The organism is Sporofaciens sp. St.21A7, from assembly GCF_059728535.1.
Window position 1 is genome coordinate 4,134,329 of record NZ_BAAGFN010000001.1, and the last position, 16,843, is coordinate 4,151,171.

A 16,843-nucleotide genomic window follows, 5' to 3' on the forward strand; every position below is an offset into this window, starting at 1 on the left:
GCCGCCCCCTTATCGTGCAAATCCATCCCACACCGAAGCCTCAGGCCAGGCTTATTGATGACGCACAGCCTCCGCCAGCTCCTTCTCATGCTTTGCAATGAACTCAATGTCAAAATTACCGGAAAGATAATCCGGCTGGCTCAAAATCTCATACTGGTAATCCACATTCGTCTCAATTCCCTCGATAATCACCTCGCCTAAGGCGCTCTGCATCTTCCGCACAGCCTCGCCCCGGTTCTTCGCCCAGACAATCAGTTTTGCCACCATGGAATCATAGTAAGGGGGAATGGTATATCCGCTGTAAATAGCAGAGTCAATCCGGATTCCCTTCCCGCCCGGCAGATACATATCCGTCACCGTCCCGGGAGACGGGCGGAATCCCTTTCCCGGGTTTTCCGCATTAATCCGGCACTCAATGGCATGACCGTTCAGCCGGATATCACTCTGTGCAAAGGAAAGTTTCCTCCCGGACGCAATCCGGATCTGCTCCTTAATCAAATCAATCCCTGTCACCCATTCCGTGACCGGATGCTCTACCTGAATACGGGTATTCATTTCCATAAAATAAAAATTCCCATTCTTTTCCAGAAGGAACTCAATCGTCCCTGCATTCTGGTATCCGGCCGCTTTCGCGGCACGTACTGCCGCCTCTCCCATCCGCCGGCGCAAATCCGGGGATAACGCCACAGAAGGGGACTCTTCTATCATCTTCTGGTGGTTGCGCTGGATGGAACAATCCCGCTCTCCCAGATGAACCACATTTCCGTAATGGTCGGCCAAAATCTGGAATTCAATATGCCTTGGATGCTGGACAAAATGTTCGATATACATGGTATTGTCGCCAAATGCCATCTGGGTTTCTTTCTGGGCCGTCTGGAAACTCTGCTCAAATTCCTCCGGTGTGCTGGCAATCCGCATCCCTTTCCCGCCGCCGCCAAGCGCCGCCTTGACAATGACCGGATAGCCGATTTCTTCCGCAATCTTTGCCCCTGTCCCGGCGTCATAGATTGGCTCCGTGCTTCCGGGAATCACGGGAACACCTGCTTCTGCCATGGTGTTTCTTGCCTCTTGCTTATTTCCAAGCCGGGCGATGACCTTGGAGTCCGGGCCGATAAATGTAATGCTGCACTGCTCGCACAGTTCTGCAAACCTGCTGTTTTCCGACAGAAACCCAAATCCCGGATGGATGGCGTCCGCCCCTGTTATAATGGTGGCACTGATGATACGGTCCATGCTCAGATAACTTTCCGATGACGGAGCCGGACCGATGCAGACCGCCTCGTCCGCCAACTTCGCATGAAGCGCCTCCCTGTCCGCCTCTGAGTAAACGGCAACCGTCTCGATACCCATTTCCCTGCAGGCGCGTATAATGCGCACGGCAATCTCGCCGCGGTTGGCAATTAATACTTTTTTCATCCTATATTTCACCTATCCAATCATGAAAGTTAATTCCGCCGTCACCACCGTCTTCCCGTCCACGCTGGCAGCCGCCTCGCCGACTCCTACCGGCCCTTTCCGCTTGATAATGCGGGTTTCCAGACGGACCTTGTCGCCGGGTACGATTTTGCCCTTGAACTTGCATTTATTGATGCCGCCGAAATAAGCCGTCTTTCCTTTGTTCTCTTCCTCGCCAAGGATTGCCACCGCCCCAACCTGCGCTAAGGCTTCCACCGTCAGGACGCCAGGCATCACAGGTTCTTTTGGGAAATGTCCCGCGAAGAATTCTTCCCGGTAGGTGACGCATTTGTATCCCACCGCAAACTGTCCCGGCTCATAATCTTCGATGTAGTCAATGAGCAGGAACGGATGCCTGTGGGGAATGATTTCCTTGATTTGATTGATATCCAGATTCATAATTGCCTCCTGCATTCAATTAACAGATTCGGAACAATGGCTGCCCGTACTCTACCGGTTTCCCGTTCTTTGCCAATATCTCCGCAACCGTCCCGTCATACTCGCTCTCAATTTCATTCATCAGTTTCATCGCCTCGATAATCGCTAAGGTCTGCCCTTTCCTGACCGTGTCGCCCACTGCCACGAAGGGGGCCGCATCCTCGGACGGGGCGGCGTAAAACGTCCCGACTAAGGGCGATTCCACGATTTTTCCTTCCGCCATCCGGCCGGATATTCCTGCAACGGCAGCGTCCGCGGCATTGTCTGCTGTCGGGGCATTTTCCAAAGCGGATGCCGGCGGATTTGCCGCCGCCGAATTAACTGCCGACAGATTTCCTGCCAAAGTATGGCTTCCTGAAACCATGGCTTGGTCTATCGTATTTCCCACATTTACTCCGGGCGCGGCAACGACTTGTACCCGCCCCTCCTTCTTCGTCAGATGCAGTTTCATTCCGTTTTCTTCATATTTCAGCCCGGTCAGCTCAGATGCAGACACGGTTTCTATCAATTTTATCAGGTTTTCAATCTCCATATGCTCTTGCATCTCCTACCCCTCGTATTTTTTCAGCAGCAATGTTGCGTTATGCCCTCCAAATCCCAGAGAGTTGGTAATTGCATAACGGACTTCCTTTTCCACCGGCGCGCCCACTGCATAATTTAAGTCACATTCCCCATCCGTCTCCTTTGTTCCCATGGTCTGGTGGATGAACCCTTCCTGAATCGTCTTCACGCAGGTAATAAACTCCACTCCGCCCGCTGCGCCCAGCAGATGCCCGATCATGGATTTGGTGGAATTAATGACCACATTCTTCGCACTATCGCCCAATGCCAGCTTGATTGCCCTTGTCTCGAACAAATCATTATGGTGGGTTCCGGTTCCGTGGGCATTGATGTAATCTACCTGTGAAGGGTCAATGCCGCCTTCTTCCATGGCAAGGGTCATTGCCTTCGCCGCGCCTTCGCCGTCCTCTGCCGGGGAAGTAATGTGGAATGCGTCGCCGGTAGCTCCGTATCCCACTGCCTCTGCATAAATCTTGGCTCCTCTTGCCTTCGCGTGTTCCAATTCTTCTAAGACAACCACCCCTGCGCCTTCTCCCAGCACGAATCCGTCCCTCTCTTTGTCAAATGGAATGGACGCCCGTAATGGGTCCTGGGACGTGGATAACGCCGTCAGGCTCGTAAATCCCGCGACTCCGGTGGGGCAGATACAGCTCTCCGTGCCGCCTGCAAACATCACGTCTGCGTCGCCCCACTGGATCGCCCGCATGGCGTCGCCGATGCAGTTCGTCCCGGATGCGCACGCTGTCACCACATTCGTACATTTTCCTTTCAGGCCTAACTGTATGGAAATATTTCCCGCCGCCATATTGGAAATCATCAGCGGCACCATCAGCGGATTGACCCTTCCCGGGCCTTTCGTCCGGATTTTCTCATACTCGCGCTCCACCACCTGAAGGCTCCCGATTCCCGAACCAACGATGACGCCCGCCCGATAGGGGTCTTCGGCCGTGATATCAAGGCCAGAATCCCGATAAGCTTCTTCTGCCGCCACGACCGCATACTGAGAAAATGGTTCCATCCGTTTCGCCGCCTTGAAATCCATATGGTCTTTTGCCGCAAAGCCTTTGACCTGTGCCGCCAGCTTTACTTTATAATCGGAAGTATCAAACCTGGTAATCTCGCCGATTCCAACGGTTCCGGATTTCACGCCGCTCCAGAATTCTTCTACGGTATTCCCAATTGGCGTTACAGCCCCAAGCCCAGTCACTACAACTCTTCTTTTCATACTTTTGTCATTCCTTTCTAAGATACGAGGGATGTTCCCTGCAGCTCATATCATTCCCGCGAACCGGTTACATGGCCATGCCTCCGTCCACATGCAGCACTTGCCCGGTAATATATCCGGCATCCTCCGACGCCAGAAATGCCGCTGCCGCCGCCACTTGTTCCGGCTTCCCGAAGCTACCCAAAGGAATCTGCGCTGCGGACGCCTCCCGGACTTTTTCCGGCAGCACACTCGTCATATCCGTCTCAATAAATCCCGGCGCAATCGCATTTACCGTAATGCCTCTCGATGCCAGCTCCCTTGCCGCCGCCTTGGTAAGTCCGATGATTCCGGCTTTGGACGCGGCATAATTCGCCTGGCCTGCATTGCCAGTCACTCCCACGACGGATGACATGTTGATGATGCGCCCGCCTTTCTGTTTGAGCATCTGGCGGCTTGCGAACCGTATCGTATGGAATGCGCCTTTCAGGTTCGTGTCAATGACCTTGCCGAAGTCTTCTTCCGTCATTTTCATCAGAAGCCCATCTCTGGTAACGCCTGCATTGTTCACCAGAATATCAAGATGTCCGTATTCTGTAATCACGTTCTGGATAAATGTCTCACATTTCCCATAGTCGGACACGTCGCACTGGTAAATCGCCGCTGTGCCGCCTGCTTCTTCTATCTCCTGTTTTACTTTCTCGGCGCGTTCTTGTGAACCGTTATAGTTGACGACCACAAATGCGCCCAATGAAGCCATCTTTTTGGCAATCGCCCTGCCGATTCCCCGTGACGCGCCTGTCACGACTGCTACTTTTCCTTTTAACATACTTGCACTTGCCCTACCGCTTTCTTAATTTTTCACCGTCTTATGTTCCGCCTTCTTAATCTTTCGTTTGGCTTTCACATAAGCCGCTTATCGTCTTCTCCACATCATCCCAAGACGCGATGTTGTATACCTTCACATCACGCTCAATCTTTTTCATGAATCCTGCAAGGGTCTTACCCGGGCCAATCTCTACAAATGTGTCCACGCCCTCCCGAATCATGTATTCCATGCTCTGCATCCAGCGCACCGAAGAGCTTACCTGTTCCTTGAGCAGTCCCTTGGTCTTTGCAATGTCTTCTACCTTCTCTGCCGTTACGTTCGTCACGTAGGGTATCTGCAGCGGATGAAGCGTTACCGCCTCAAGCTCGGCCGCCAGTTCTTCTCCTGCCGGAACCAACAGCGGGGAATGGAACGGTCCGCTGACGTTCAGCATCATCACGCGCTTTGCGCCTGCTTCTTTCAGCTTTACGGACGCGTCTTTGACCGCCGCCGTTTTCCCTGTAATTACAATCTGTCCCGGACAGTTATAATTCGCGATTGTCACGTCGCCGGGATTTCTCCCCTCCTGCATCTTCGCTAGCGTTTCCTCAATCTTAACACTGTCAAGCCCCATGACTGCGCACATGCCGCCTTCACCAGCCGGTACTGTGTTCTGCATCAGAATCCCGCGCTTTCGCACCAAACGGATGGCGTCCATATCATCCATCCCCCCTGCCGCCGCAATGGCGCAGTATTCTCCAAGACTCAACCCCGCCGTCATATCCGGCCTAAGCCCACGCTCTTTTACCACCCGGGTCATTGCAAGACAGGTCGTGACAAGCGCTGCCTGGGTATACTCCGTAAGGTCCAATTTCTCATTTTCCTCGAAACACAGCGCCTTCATATCAAGCCCAAGCATGCGGCCAGCCTCATCGAAGATTGCCTTTGCAGTCTCGCTCTTTTCGTAAAAATCTGCTCCCATACCAGCCTTCTGGGCGCCTTGCCCCGGGTAGATAAATGCAATCTTAGACATAGAATCCAGCTCCTTTTATCAATGCGTCTGTTTCGCTTACCAATTTGTCAATCAGTTCTTTGCAGGTCAGCTTCTCCTTTACCATGCCGGCAATCTGTCCTGCCATTACGCTGCCGTTCTTCACGTCGCCTTCTACCACCGCTTTGCGCAGGCCGCCAAGGGTAAGCTCTTCTAACTCTTCAAAGCTTGCGCCTTTATTTTCCAGCTCAATATATTTCTTCGTCATATCGTTGCGCAATGCGCGGACGGGATGTCCAGTGGTTCTTCCGGTGACTCTCGAATCAATATCCTTTGCGCCGATGATACGGTCTTTGTAATTTTCATGGACTTGGGATTCTTTCGTCACGACGAAATGCGTCCCCATCTGTACGCCTTTTGCGCCCAGCATAAACGCCGCCGCGATTCCTCTTCCGTCTGCGATGCCGCCGGCCGCAATGACCGGGATATTTACCGCATCCACAATCTGCGGGACAAGCGCCATGGTGGTATTTTCTCCGATGTGCCCTCCGGCTTCACAGCCTTCTGCTACGACTGCGTCTGCGCCGCAGCGTTCCATCCTTTTTGCCAGAGCTACGGAAGCAACCACCGGAATCACCTTCACTCCCGCTTCTTTCCACATCTTCATGTATTTCTCGGGATTTCCTGCGCCTGTAGTCACTACCTTGACCCCCTCCTGGGCAACAGCTTTTGCCACCTCGTCCGCATAGGGACTCATCAGCATGATATTGACGCCGAAGGGACGGTCCGTCAGCTTCTTTGCCTCCTGAATCTGCTCCCGTACCCACTTACAAGGCGCGCTTGCGGCGCCAATCAAGCCAAGGCCGCCTGCATTGGACACGGCTGACGCCAGATGGTACTCTGCGACCCATGCCATTCCGCCCTGGATAATCGGATATTCAATTCCTAATAATCTGGTCACTTCTGTCTGCATAGTGAAAACCTCCGTTGGTTGATGCTTTTAATTAATGCTTTTTATTCCTTATGTTCGTTGATGTAATTCATAACGTCTCCCACTGTTGCGATTTGCTCTAAGTCTTCTGTGGGGATTTCGATTTCGTACTCGTCCTCCAACGCCATTACCATCTCGAATAAGTCAAGGGAATCTGCGCCTAAATCATCCTTGAATGAGGAAGTCTCGGTAATCATTGCGCTGTCAACTCCTAAATTTTCTGATACGATTTCTTTGATTTTTTCTAACATGATTCATTCTCCTTTTTCTCTTTTTTGTTTCTTGCCTCGCCAGTCCGCCATTCTACAATCGCGGCTCCCCATGTAAGGCCAGCGCCGAAACCTGCCAGCACAAGTTTCTGCCCGGCGCGAAGCCTTCCCTGCCGGTTCATTTCATCCAGCAGAATTGGGATGCTGGCAGACGAGGTGTTCCCGTATTCCTCAAGGTTCATGGGGAATTTTTCCATCGGCTCGCCAAGGCGCTTCGCCACGGCTTCCACAATCCTTCGGTTCGCCTGATGCAGGATATAATAGGTGATTTCCTCTGGGTCTACATGATTGAGGGCAAGGACTTCTCCGATGACTTCCGGTACATTTTTTACGGCAAATTTGAACACTGCCTGACCGTCCATCTGCATGTAGTATGATACATCATCCCCGCTCCCCTTATGGCAATTCAGCCCATTGTAATCATGCCGGCTCTTGCAGGTCAGCGCCGCCCCTCTGCCGCCGTCAGAATGGGTGACGGGGAAATAGGCGTCGGTAATTCCAGGAACGTCTCCCTGCGCTGCCGCCTTCCCCAAATCCCCTGCCCGCAATACAGCCGCGCCCGCGCCGTCCCCGAACAGGATGCAAGTTCCCCTGTCTTCCCAGTTGATCAGGTTCGACAGACTTTCACTCCCGATGATTAACGCCGTCCGGTAAACGCCTCCGGTAAGGTACGCCATAGCCGTATTATAGGCAAGGACGAATCCGGTACAGGCGGCGCTTAAATCAAAACAGGTAGCATTCACTGCGCCAAGTTCTTTTTGGACCTCACATGCCGCACAGGGAAGAATCAGGTTGGAGGATATGGTGGAAACCAAGATTAATTCAACCTCTTCCGGCGGCAGCCCTGCGTCCTCAAGGGCTCTTCGTCCTGCCTCTGCCGCCATGGAAACGGTAGTCTCATTCTGTATGATATGCCGCCGGGCTATCCCTGTCCGCTCCCGTATCCACTCGTCGCTGGTGTCTACCAGCTTGGCAATATCGTGATTATCCATTGTATATGACGGTATGTATGAACCCGTCCCGCATATTGTCGCTGTCATATGAATTCCTCTGATTTGTTTTGAAATTAAATTATTTTGATTTTCAAAGTATATAACAATTTATTTTGTTTGTCAAGTATTTTGAATATCAAAATATTATTTTCTCGTTATTTAAGCCAGATATCTCCAATTAGACTAAGAGATATCTGGCATGCCTGCTTAATCGTTTTTTTTATCATCTATGTATCTAACGCCACATACTTTTGCAGCTCCGGATATTTTACAGCATGTTGGCGAACATAACGCCTCTTAAACGCTGCAAATGCAGATTCCCGCCTTAATAAACTACGGATTGTTCTCATAACAACCTTTGAATCCGGATTTTTATGCATTTTTTCAAGCTGTTTATATAACAAATTCATCTCTTTTTGAAGCAGTCTCAGCCGCTCGTCGCACGTATAAGTTCTCATACCCGTATTTTTCAAAGAAAATGTCTCATTAATTAAACTTGCCGTCCGTTTCAGCATATCATTATCCGGGTCTGCCACATCTACAACTACATCATTATTCTGAACATAAAAATGCAGATATTTTTCAGGGTCCTGCTTGCAGCAATCTAAAATACCTTTGTCATATATGTCTTTGTTCTTTACGCCATTGCAATGCCCGCATGCCCAGAACAGATTTTCCCAGTCAAATTTTCTCTCTGGATACTGCCCGTTCTTATGTGGGAGCAAATGCTCCACATTAGGGTCTTGCAGCTCTTTCAGCCCGCAGATGTAACATTTGTTATGGAAATCTTTTTTCAGCCTATCTATTACATCCTGCTTATCATACCTTCCGCTCACTTTCTTTGCTTCCTCAGCCAATGACTCAGGCGCGGGAAAAGAACGTTCTACCTTAACCATCCATATCCTCCCGACTCATGAATTCCAATTTCAACCTTTGATATTCCGTAGCAATACCAATGGCTAAATAATCAGGAATCTCATCTAAATACATCTCCAATTCCGCAATCTCACATATCTCATCGTCTGATAAACTCTCTTTTTTGACAAGACTCTGATATTGTTCAAACTTTTCCTTCAATACATGGGACAACTTCTCTGCGCGGAAATATCCCTCCACAATACCATCATAAGGCACATCCTGAAGCCCAGATTCTACCAGAACGTTATTCTCCAAATCATAGATTACAACATCCTTTAAACTATTCAATATAAATGGCGAATGTGACGTTACAATAAATTGAATATTAGGAAACATAGCCGTTAACAAAGACATAATACTTTTCTGTAATTCGAGATGAAGATGGGTTTCTATCTCATCCACCAGCACAATCCCCGGAAGATTGAAATTAAAAGAACGTCCGGCCTGCTTCTGCATACGCATCATAATATCCAACACGATATCCAATACCGCCTGATACCCGCTGGACAACGTATGAAAGTCAAAAGTCTCCTTGCCATGCTGAGCAATATGAAATTCAAAAGTTTCTTCATCAAATATTAATCGAATTGTTTCATCTGCAAATATATTTTTTAAAAGATTCTCTAAACGTTCAAACCAAACTTTTATCTCGTCTGCCTTTTCTATCTTCTGGCTGCTTCTTGCCAACGCCTCCGTCATCTTCAAATCCAATAGATACTTAACGAACTCAGAACGTGGGAATTCTGTCATCCTGTAATCATCTTTTAGCTGTATTTTTTCAACATGCCTGGGCTGTTCCGCCTGAAAAATTCTATCTGCGCTATAGTATGCCGATATATAATGATTCTTTTCTTTTAATGCATAAATATATTTCGCTTCTGTATTAAATCGTATATCTACCCCTCTCCTGCTCTGGAGCAAATCCTCTTCCCTTCCACATATATTTCTTTCTAGCCTGAATAATTCATCTTCTTTTTCACCTCTTTTAACCGCATCGTCTCTCGCATTCTTCGCCTGACACAGCCACCCTTCTTTCTCATGAAAGAACTCGTCTGTAAATACATTATTTATATAGCCAGCCATAGCTTCCACTACGCTAGTCTTTCCACTGCCATTTTTCCCTGTCAGAATCAAATGCTTCATCCGGTCATCCGCCAACGGTATAGAAATATTCTCCAAATGCCGAACCTTGTCGATATCTAATTTAGTTATAAATAACTGCGTCATTATACCCCTCCGACTCCAATACTATACTTCATCCATTAAGGTTTAAAATCATAGATGCTTACGATACCATGAAATAACATCATTTCTATTTCCGGCAAACCACTGCGTGGTAAAGTAGATATTCTTCCCCCCATAAACAATCGGTTCTTTCCGGTATCTGATAACATTACTTTTACCACGGTTATCTTCCCTGTTATCTGCCAAAATCGGATAATCTGTTTTGCTGAACAATTGCTTAGAATATTCTTTTCCTTTAAATTTTTCTATTTCCTCGTCTGTGATATTGCCTGACTCAAATACTTTTTTGAATAATTCAAATGCCAATGCCCCCACTTTCAGAGCGCCATAAGTACTTTCATCATTAATATTGAATTCGCCACGATTCCCCTCCGTCCCTATGCATTCATCATATGGAATCCCGGCGCTGTCAACCCATTCTTTTTGTCCTCTGGCATTCCTTCCGAGAATAAGCGACGCAGCCAGAGAAATACTTTCAAACTCATAGTCGGAATGAAAGACGCCGTCAACAATTACACCATCCCCACAAAGGCTTTCACGCAGCCTGTATGCATTCGGATAATTTATTTCAAATTTATCTACAGTCCCATCCGACATCTTACTGCCTGCCTTTACAACGAATCCACCCTCTGTCGGATAGCCTAACGAATCCGCTCCCCTTTTATTAGAAATATAAAACAGAGCCGTATCATTTTCCGCCGTCTCTTTTTTCTCTTTATCTTCTATATATTCCAGCCTCCAACATTCTATGAACTTACCCATAAGCTCTTTCTGCCTTGACTCTACAATTTCAGGAGTCCATGTGTTTTCACCCAGCACTTGCGTTGTCAGAGGATAGGTGGTAGTACCGTTCTTCCCTTTGAAATAAATCTCCTTCTTTCTCTCAAAATCAAAATTCCGTGCCTCTGAATTCTTCTTTCTGGTCAAAGGCACAAGATTGGCGATCCGGTTGAGCCACAGTTCGCGCACCGCCGTATCCGGCCACAGTTTCTCCCATTCAGACCCGGGCTTTACCGTTTGCGGAAGGACATGCTCAATCGTAAGTATATTTGGCTCAGAATCAAATCTGGCAGCCCCGTCGCTTACGAACGCATTCAGCCTTAATATAATATAATTCCGCCTTACCCCTGTAAACTTGTATATTTCCCCGTTCAGCGCATCTGCAAACTCCTTCCGTTCCCCATTTGACAGTTCTATTGACGACAACGGGTCGTCCATGCTATGGAAAGGATTCATCTCCATCTCCTCCAAAAGCAGTTTGTATCTTTCAATACGGCGGTTGATATCTTTTGCCGTAACATGGAGGAATGATGCCAGCCTTTCCAGCCTTTCCATAAACCAAAGCACATAATCCGGTTCATTTTTATGTTCGGCCATGAACTTAATTGCCGATGGCATCCAGTCTGAATTGCCGACTTTATTCAGCCAAAACAAAGATTGGTTTACCTGTTCCGCATTTTTCACAGCGACATAATTTTTATTGGTCAGAATCGTATATGCCTCCGCATATGGTTCCAGAATATCGTCAATCAATTCTTTTGGCGTGACCTTTGTCAATACAGCTTGCCGAAATTCATCCAGGAGATTCTGTTTCGCTTTTGCCTTTGCGAAAATCATGCTTGTATGCGTAAAAACCTCATTGAATCCTGAGCGCGATGTCTGTACCTCCAAATCTTCCCACTTATCCGTATAATCCTGCTGTTCCTTTTCCGGTATCTGCCCGATGACATCTGATTTAATGATATCCACCGGCATCAGATTTAACCCCCTGCTATTCATCACCGAGAAGACCCTGAACGCCGACTGTTGGCTCGGTGAATAGACTGCTACAAGGTAACATCTTGTAACCAAAAATCTACAAAAATCAGTGACTTTTTTCTCATCTCCCCCGCAAAACCCATCCATCTTTTTTATGAACAGGGCACAATTCTCCTTTATATGCTGCTGCGATTCATTTGGCAGGATTTCCATATCTAATTTTGCAAGCTCAGTCAGTTTTACATTCTGTATATATTTTTGAAAGAAATCCTGATCCTTCTGACGGAGATGAAGCCTTGGCAAAGGCTCAAGGCCTTCCAGTTCATTTCCCGGCTCCCGGAGATATTTATAACAATTGCCCCGATTCTCCCCTGTCAAGTAAGAGGCGATGACTGCAAACAAAATCGTAAGCGTCGTAAGCCTCTGCTGCCCGTCTATTACATCTGCATGGGGCTTGTCATCATCTTTAATTAAAACTATGCTCCCCAAAAAGTAATTATCTGCCTCTTCTTTCAGATAAAAATCCTGCAGATCGTCGAATAATGTTTCTGCCTCTTCTTCCGTCCATGCATAAGGTCTTTAGTATACCGGAATGTAATAATCAAATTCTTCACTGAATATCTTACTTAAAGGATACTCTTTTCCCGTAATCTTACTGCCCATAATCATCCTCTTAACGTTCTTTTCTTCCTTACATAGATAAGGTTTATTATAACCTTTTCCAATGCATTTGTCACTATCTTGCTGAAATGGAATGGAAATAAAAATTTTTTAGCGAGTGATTGACATAGAATGGTTTTGTTTGTATAGTACTACCATAAGGAGAAAACGATTCTCCCCAAAAATAGTGTTCGCTCCCTGATATGCGGCTTAATTCTCCGTCCTGTTCTCATTCTTCCATTCCATAATCTGATGATATTCTGTATCGGAAAAATCCAAATCTGATACAAAGGGATCCGATACAAATCCGGATCTTGTTTCCCTTCCTCTGCGGATGATAAAAGACGGGTTTCTAACGGTGCGTATTCATTTATTTCCATAAATCGAATCGCAATCAGACGGTTGAACCAATCCGATGCACTTGTTTCAATCATATTCTCATAGGCTCGCACATAACCAATCATTTCCGTTTCGTTAAGGAGCCTGCGAACCAGTTTCTCTCGTTGGAATATCTCTATTCCCGGATAGAAATCGGTTTATCCGCACCAATCTCAAAATATTGAATCTCTCTTGTTGAAGCTTTCAGAGGTTCTTGAATACCATTTTCAGTAATACCAAGAAATCCTGCCCGTGTAACCATCTCTTCTCTTAACTTTACGCGTGCCCATATTGAAAAGTTCTTAATTGCTGTTTTATTCATTCGTATGATCCTTACTCGTTGATTTCATTGTATTAATTAGAAAAATAAATCCTGTTCACCATCCTGTTCATTTTGGACAGGATGAGTTCTCATCCTCATTATCTTTCTTATTTCCTTTCACCCATAAAACTTCTGCACAGTTTCTCTAAAGCTTTATACTCTAATGCAACTTTTACATATCCTGCCGATAAGTCATTTTCTGTTTTTGCTTATATAACAATTTTGCATTAGAAAGAATTTTATCTTGGTTTTTACGAATAAATATAATTTCATTTTGCACCAAATCTTTATATGTTTTGTCCGGCTCATTTTCGATCTCATAAAGCTGCAATTCTGATGGTGGGACTGGTATCATATGACTGATTCGCAGAGTTCCCTTTAATTCCTTTTGTCCCTTTGAATTTTTTACCACGATCCGTATAATCGGAACAATACTCTTTTTAATTGCCTTTTTCTCACCAGCAATCTGATAATCTGATTCTTTTGGCGAAGACATCGGTATATAATAATGGTAATTTCCCAAACATAATACAATAAAACTTTCCCAATTTACCGGACTATAGAATAGACCCGCAAACTCACCCAAAACTATATAATACATTCAAAAACTAGTTATTAAAAGCAATAATCCCTAAAAAATGGCCATTTTTAACCGTGCTACACCTGTTAATCCATTTAGATTTTTGTAAAATTGTGTATAAAAATCTATTATGTATAGTCCTAATGTGTTATAATAGGACTATATAAAGGAGTGATTTTTATGCCCGTACCTGCTGATATCAGAGCAGTTCCAAGACCGGTTAATACCATAGTGGATGACAACGGCCGGGATGGCCCCAAACGTTATGCTGTCAGGCAACGTTCCTCTTCTAAATATGTTCCCGGTGGCAATCCCCAGCCGCGAAACGGCAAGGTGGTCGGTCACATCATTGATCATAAATATGTGCCAATCCACGAGTCGAAAGCAGGAACTTCTGCAGAACCGGATATGCTGTCCTATGGCGCTTCCGCACTTGTTAAGTCTGTCACGAAAGACCTTGTGTCAGATCTCCTTGCTGTGTACGATCCATCGGATGCTTATGCAATGATGTCTATTGCGACCCTTAAAGTGATCAAGCCGGCTGTTACCGCAAACCGGATGGCAACACATTACCATAGGACATTCGTCTGCAAAGATTATCCCGGAGCAGCAATGTCCCCGAATTCTATTGGAAACCTTCTGCAAAGGATTGGGATGGACGGTTCCAGGCGCAAACAGTTCTACCAGTTACGTATTCAATCGACTTCCGCCGACCATCATGTGGCGATTGATGGCACGCTGAAACAGGATAACAGCAAGGTCAATGATCTTTCTGCCTATTCCCGTAAGGCAAGAGTAAGGGGCTGCAGTGAAGTGTCTGTCCTATATGCTTATGACATCGAGCGGATGGAACCGGTTTGTGCCGAAGTATTTCCGGGAAACAGTATTGATGCCAGTTCCTATCCGGCGTTTATCCGTGATAATGACATTCGCAAAGGGATCATTGTTGCTGACAAAGGATTCCCTCCAAGCAAAATCAAAGCAGAATTGCAGGAGCGTCCGGATCTTCATTTCCTTACGCCGATCAAACGGAATGATGCCCGCATATCGGATAATGATATGCTTTCCTTCGAAGGAGTACTAACTGGCATTGCCGCTCATATAGTTTATAAGAAGAAACAGATCAAGGGCGGCCGATACCTATATGCATTCAAGGATACGAAAAAAGCATCAGCTGAAGAAGCAGCCTATCTTGCGAACGCTCAGAAGAAAAATACCTTTCTCCCAGAGAAATACGCAAAGAAACAAGCTGTTTTTGGTGTAATCGTTCTTGAATCCGACCAGGACTTAGATGCGAAAATGGCATACTTTTGTTATGAGGACCGCTGGCTTCTGGAACTGGTATTTAATCGGTATAAAAGCGATGAATGCCTGGATCATACCGATGTGCAGAATGATTATTCCGTCATCGGCGGTGAGTTTGTGAACTTCCTGTCTACAGTTGCCACCTGCCGTATCATACGAAAGGCGCGGACGGCAGGATTATTTGACCATATGTCCTATGGAGAACTGATGGATGACCTATCATCAGCCTGGCGTAGAACAGATGCCCCGGAAGAACCGGCAACAGATGATGGATACTGGGTTCACACACTGCAGATTGTATTTGAGGAACTTGAGGCCTTGGGTCTGTCAAAACCGATACCAAAGCCAGCACCCAAGAAACGTGGCCGTAAACCCAAGCCCAAAGATCAGTATGAGCAGAAGCCAAAGCGCCCACGTGGTCGCCCTAGAAAGAATTCATCCCAGTCTGTCAGTACTCTATAGTCCGGCAGATTGGGAAAGTATTAATACAATACCAACATACTTTCAGGTATGAATTCTCGTTGTTTCCTTATTTGAATATACCTTAATGGACGAAGTCCACCCGCCCGAAGGGCCTGCATTACGGTGTGCCCTTGGGTATACATTTGGGAACACTTTCCGCAAATACTCTATGTATTCGTCTGACACACTATACAGTTTAAATTCTTCCATTCTAGCCCTTTCTAAAAAAAGAGGGAGCATTACTGCTCCCCACGAGTTTAAAATCTTCCACTATCTGGCAGGAACTCTCCAAAGATAGTTTCCTATCTGTTTTTATTATATGCAATTATATCACAAAAATCAACAAAAATATTACACAACACTGAGTACCTTCTGAGTCTGCGTATCCTGCTCTAGGAAAACACACAAAAACCTCTCATTCACACTCTGAATCCGCCTTGCAACGACGGTACGTATCTCATTCGCTCTCGAAGGACTTACTGCGTTATATAGATTTTCTTCTTCACTTAGCCGCTTAATCTCAGCCAATGTCCTATGTTCTTCTAAAATCATGATCACAGTCTGGCGGATCTCCCTGTACCACAGATAATCCTTGGTTCTACATGGATATCTTTGATTTAAAACATTTAATTCAATCATGTATTTTCCTCACTGATTGTCTTTCTTCAAATAGATCCTGGCTTAAATACTAACAAATCCTGATAATCTGCTCATACAGCAAGATTTCCTTATTCCCAATATTCTTATTATCATGATAATGCCCAAAGAACCATTTCCGATACCGGCACATCTCCTTAATCTTTTCAAAATACCGGGTCAGAATATTCGGCTGGTACATCCCGCCCGCAATCCGCTCCTGAGTACTGCTCGCACAGCAATGGGAAAAAATAAAGTCCACGTCCCAATCATTCCGAATCAGGTTCCTAAGCCCCTCCGCCAGCTCATCCTCCGAGGGCATCTCTTCCTTCCACCAGCTTACATGGTTAATCCGGTACAATTCATTCTTTTTCTCAAGCTTCCTTTGCTTCGCCTTCAGATTCGGGTCAGAAGCCTCCAATACCCCTCCCGAAATATCGTGGCTCTTAGCGCCGCCGAACGTAAAGACCCTATACCCCTCTATATCATAGATCTGCCCGCGCATCAGGTGTATGACCGACGGCATGATATACTGCACCTTTCCGCCGTGCCACTGTACCACCCTGTGTTTTTTCAACAAATCATAATTCTCATGATTCCCATCCACCCAGAGAGTGGTAAAGGGCTTGCTATCCAGCCATTTCAGCCAATACTTATGTTCCTTCGACTCATCCCAATAGCCAAAATCCCCACAGACGATAACATAATCGTCCTTCCCCATCTCCTTCTGCTCCGGGAATACTGCCGTGCTGAATCTCCGGTAATCCCCATGGCAATCTCCGGTAACATATATCATATTCCCAAATCTCCCTGCCTTCGTCTCTATCTGCTTCTATCCTGAACCTTCCGGCCTGACTAACGCCTTCTTTT

Annotated in this window: 17 protein-coding genes and 1 pseudogene; 1 reads left to right on the plus strand and 17 read right to left on the minus strand. The window is 46.5% G+C overall.

What is annotated here, in order from left to right:
- Positions 1-51: 51 nt before the first annotated feature.
- From AC6I3O_RS20385 to AC6I3O_RS20455, 15 genes and pseudogenes are all read right to left on the minus strand, one after another.
- Complete coding sequence (locus tag AC6I3O_RS20385) at positions 52-1,416, minus strand: acetyl-CoA carboxylase biotin carboxylase subunit (protein WP_497852454.1); 1,365 nt, start codon at positions 1,414-1,416, stop codon at positions 52-54.
- A 12-nt stretch (positions 1,417-1,428) separates the two neighbouring features.
- Positions 1,429-1,857, minus strand: a complete 429-nt coding sequence (gene fabZ / locus AC6I3O_RS20390; protein WP_497853543.1) for a 3-hydroxyacyl-ACP dehydratase FabZ — start codon at positions 1,855-1,857, stop codon at positions 1,429-1,431.
- Positions 1,858-1,873: 16 nt separating this feature from the next.
- The gene (gene accB / locus AC6I3O_RS20395) at positions 1,874-2,425 is read right to left on the minus strand and encodes an acetyl-CoA carboxylase biotin carboxyl carrier protein (RefSeq protein ID WP_497852455.1); all 552 of its coding nucleotides are present in this window, start codon (positions 2,423-2,425) and stop codon (positions 1,874-1,876) included.
- 15 nt (positions 2,426-2,440) lie between these two features.
- Positions 2,441-3,679, minus strand: coding sequence for a beta-ketoacyl-ACP synthase II (fabF, locus tag AC6I3O_RS20400; protein WP_497852456.1), 1,239 nt, complete (start codon positions 3,677-3,679; stop codon positions 2,441-2,443).
- Positions 3,680-3,746: 67 nt separating this feature from the next.
- Complete coding sequence (gene fabG, locus AC6I3O_RS20405; RefSeq protein WP_497852457.1) at positions 3,747-4,487, minus strand: 3-oxoacyl-[acyl-carrier-protein] reductase; 741 nt, start codon at positions 4,485-4,487, stop codon at positions 3,747-3,749.
- 55 nt (positions 4,488-4,542) lie between these two features.
- Positions 4,543-5,499, minus strand: coding sequence for an ACP S-malonyltransferase (gene fabD, locus AC6I3O_RS20410; protein ID WP_497852458.1), 957 nt, complete (start codon positions 5,497-5,499; stop codon positions 4,543-4,545).
- A complete protein-coding gene (gene fabK, locus AC6I3O_RS20415) occupies positions 5,492-6,430 on the minus strand; it encodes an enoyl-[acyl-carrier-protein] reductase FabK (RefSeq protein ID WP_497852459.1) in 939 nt (312 codons plus the stop codon). The genes fabD and fabK overlap by 8 nt, the downstream gene beginning before the upstream one ends.
- Positions 6,431-6,471: 41 nt before the next feature.
- Positions 6,472-6,699 carry an acyl carrier protein gene (acpP, locus tag AC6I3O_RS20420; protein ID WP_497852460.1) on the minus strand — a complete coding sequence of 76 codons (228 nt, stop codon included), beginning with the start codon at positions 6,697-6,699 and terminating at the stop codon, positions 6,472-6,474.
- Complete coding sequence (locus AC6I3O_RS20425; RefSeq protein WP_497852461.1) at positions 6,693-7,757, minus strand: beta-ketoacyl-ACP synthase III; 1,065 nt, start codon at positions 7,755-7,757, stop codon at positions 6,693-6,695. The genes acpP and AC6I3O_RS20425 overlap by 7 nt, the downstream gene beginning before the upstream one ends.
- A 179-nt stretch (positions 7,758-7,936) precedes the next feature.
- Positions 7,937-8,605 carry an HNH endonuclease family protein gene (locus AC6I3O_RS20430; RefSeq protein ID WP_497852462.1) on the minus strand — a complete coding sequence of 223 codons (669 nt, stop codon included), beginning with the start codon at positions 8,603-8,605 and terminating at the stop codon, positions 7,937-7,939.
- Entirely contained in the window at positions 8,598-9,854 is a 1,257-nt protein-coding gene (locus tag AC6I3O_RS20435; protein ID WP_497852463.1) for an AAA family ATPase, read from the minus strand. The genes AC6I3O_RS20430 and AC6I3O_RS20435 overlap by 8 nt, the downstream gene beginning before the upstream one ends.
- A gap of 48 nt (positions 9,855-9,902) precedes the next feature.
- Positions 9,903-11,627, minus strand: coding sequence for a DUF4357 domain-containing protein (locus tag AC6I3O_RS20440; RefSeq protein WP_497853545.1), 1,725 nt, complete (start codon positions 11,625-11,627; stop codon positions 9,903-9,905).
- Positions 11,610-12,197 (minus strand): annotated as a pseudogene (locus AC6I3O_RS20445) (DUF262 domain-containing protein); the annotation flags it as partial. The gene AC6I3O_RS20440 and the pseudogene AC6I3O_RS20445, both read right to left, overlap by 18 nt.
- A gap of 607 nt (positions 12,198-12,804) precedes the next feature.
- Positions 12,805-12,990, minus strand: a complete 186-nt coding sequence (locus tag AC6I3O_RS20450) for a hypothetical protein (protein WP_497852464.1) — start codon at positions 12,988-12,990, stop codon at positions 12,805-12,807.
- Between the two features lie 172 nt (positions 12,991-13,162).
- Entirely contained in the window at positions 13,163-13,576 is a 414-nt protein-coding gene (locus tag AC6I3O_RS20455) for a type III toxin-antitoxin system ToxN/AbiQ family toxin (RefSeq protein WP_497852465.1), read from the minus strand.
- A gap of 174 nt (positions 13,577-13,750) precedes the next feature.
- On the opposite strand from AC6I3O_RS20455, the gene AC6I3O_RS20460 reads away from it, so the two are divergent.
- Complete coding sequence (locus AC6I3O_RS20460) at positions 13,751-15,337, plus strand: transposase (RefSeq protein ID WP_497852466.1); 1,587 nt, start codon at positions 13,751-13,753, stop codon at positions 15,335-15,337.
- 351 nt (positions 15,338-15,688) lie between these two features.
- On the opposite strand, the gene AC6I3O_RS20465 is transcribed toward AC6I3O_RS20460, so the two are convergent.
- Entirely contained in the window at positions 15,689-15,976 is a 288-nt protein-coding gene (locus AC6I3O_RS20465; protein WP_497852467.1) for a BrxA family protein, read from the minus strand.
- Between the two features lie 49 nt (positions 15,977-16,025).
- Positions 16,026-16,769 carry a metallophosphoesterase family protein gene (locus tag AC6I3O_RS20470; protein ID WP_497852468.1) on the minus strand — a complete coding sequence of 248 codons (744 nt, stop codon included), beginning with the start codon at positions 16,767-16,769 and terminating at the stop codon, positions 16,026-16,028.
- Between the last annotated feature and the right edge of the window lie 74 nt (positions 16,770-16,843).

Bases quoted from the DNA above. Each gene is read 5' to 3' on its own strand.
- AC6I3O_RS20385 (WP_497852454.1), bottom strand. From the start codon at position 1,416: ATGAAAAAAGTATTAATTGCCAACCGCGGCGAGATTGCCGTGCGCATT.
- accB (WP_497852455.1), bottom strand. From the start codon at position 2,425: ATGGAGATTGAAAACCTGATAAAATTGATAGAAACCGTGTCTGCATCT.
- fabF (WP_497852456.1), bottom strand. From the start codon at position 3,679: ATGAAAAGAAGAGTTGTAGTGACTGGGCTTGGGGCTGTAACGCCAATT.
- fabG (WP_497852457.1), bottom strand. From the start codon at position 4,487: ATGTTAAAAGGAAAAGTAGCAGTCGTGACAGGCGCGTCACGGGGAATC.
- fabD (WP_497852458.1), bottom strand. From the start codon at position 5,499: ATGTCTAAGATTGCATTTATCTACCCGGGGCAAGGCGCCCAGAAGGCT.
- fabK (WP_497852459.1), bottom strand. From the start codon at position 6,430: ATGCAGACAGAAGTGACCAGATTATTAGGAATTGAATATCCGATTATC.
- acpP (WP_497852460.1), bottom strand. From the start codon at position 6,699: ATGTTAGAAAAAATCAAAGAAATCGTATCAGAAAATTTAGGAGTTGAC.
- AC6I3O_RS20425 (WP_497852461.1), bottom strand. From the start codon at position 7,757: ATGACAGCGACAATATGCGGGACGGGTTCATACATACCGTCATATACA.
- AC6I3O_RS20430 (WP_497852462.1), bottom strand. From the start codon at position 8,605: ATGGTTAAGGTAGAACGTTCTTTTCCCGCGCCTGAGTCATTGGCTGAG.
- AC6I3O_RS20435 (WP_497852463.1), bottom strand. From the start codon at position 9,854: ATGACGCAGTTATTTATAACTAAATTAGATATCGACAAGGTTCGGCAT.
- AC6I3O_RS20440 (WP_497853545.1), bottom strand. From the start codon at position 11,627: ATGCCGGTGGATATCATTAAATCAGATGTCATCGGGCAGATACCGGAA.
- AC6I3O_RS20450 (WP_497852464.1), bottom strand. From the start codon at position 12,990: ATGAATAAAACAGCAATTAAGAACTTTTCAATATGGGCACGCGTAAAG.
- AC6I3O_RS20460 (WP_497852466.1), top strand. From the start codon at position 13,751: ATGCCCGTACCTGCTGATATCAGAGCAGTTCCAAGACCGGTTAATACC.
- AC6I3O_RS20465 (WP_497852467.1), bottom strand. From the start codon at position 15,976: ATGATTGAATTAAATGTTTTAAATCAAAGATATCCATGTAGAACCAAG.
- AC6I3O_RS20470 (WP_497852468.1), bottom strand. From the start codon at position 16,769: ATGATATATGTTACCGGAGATTGCCATGGGGATTACCGGAGATTCAGC.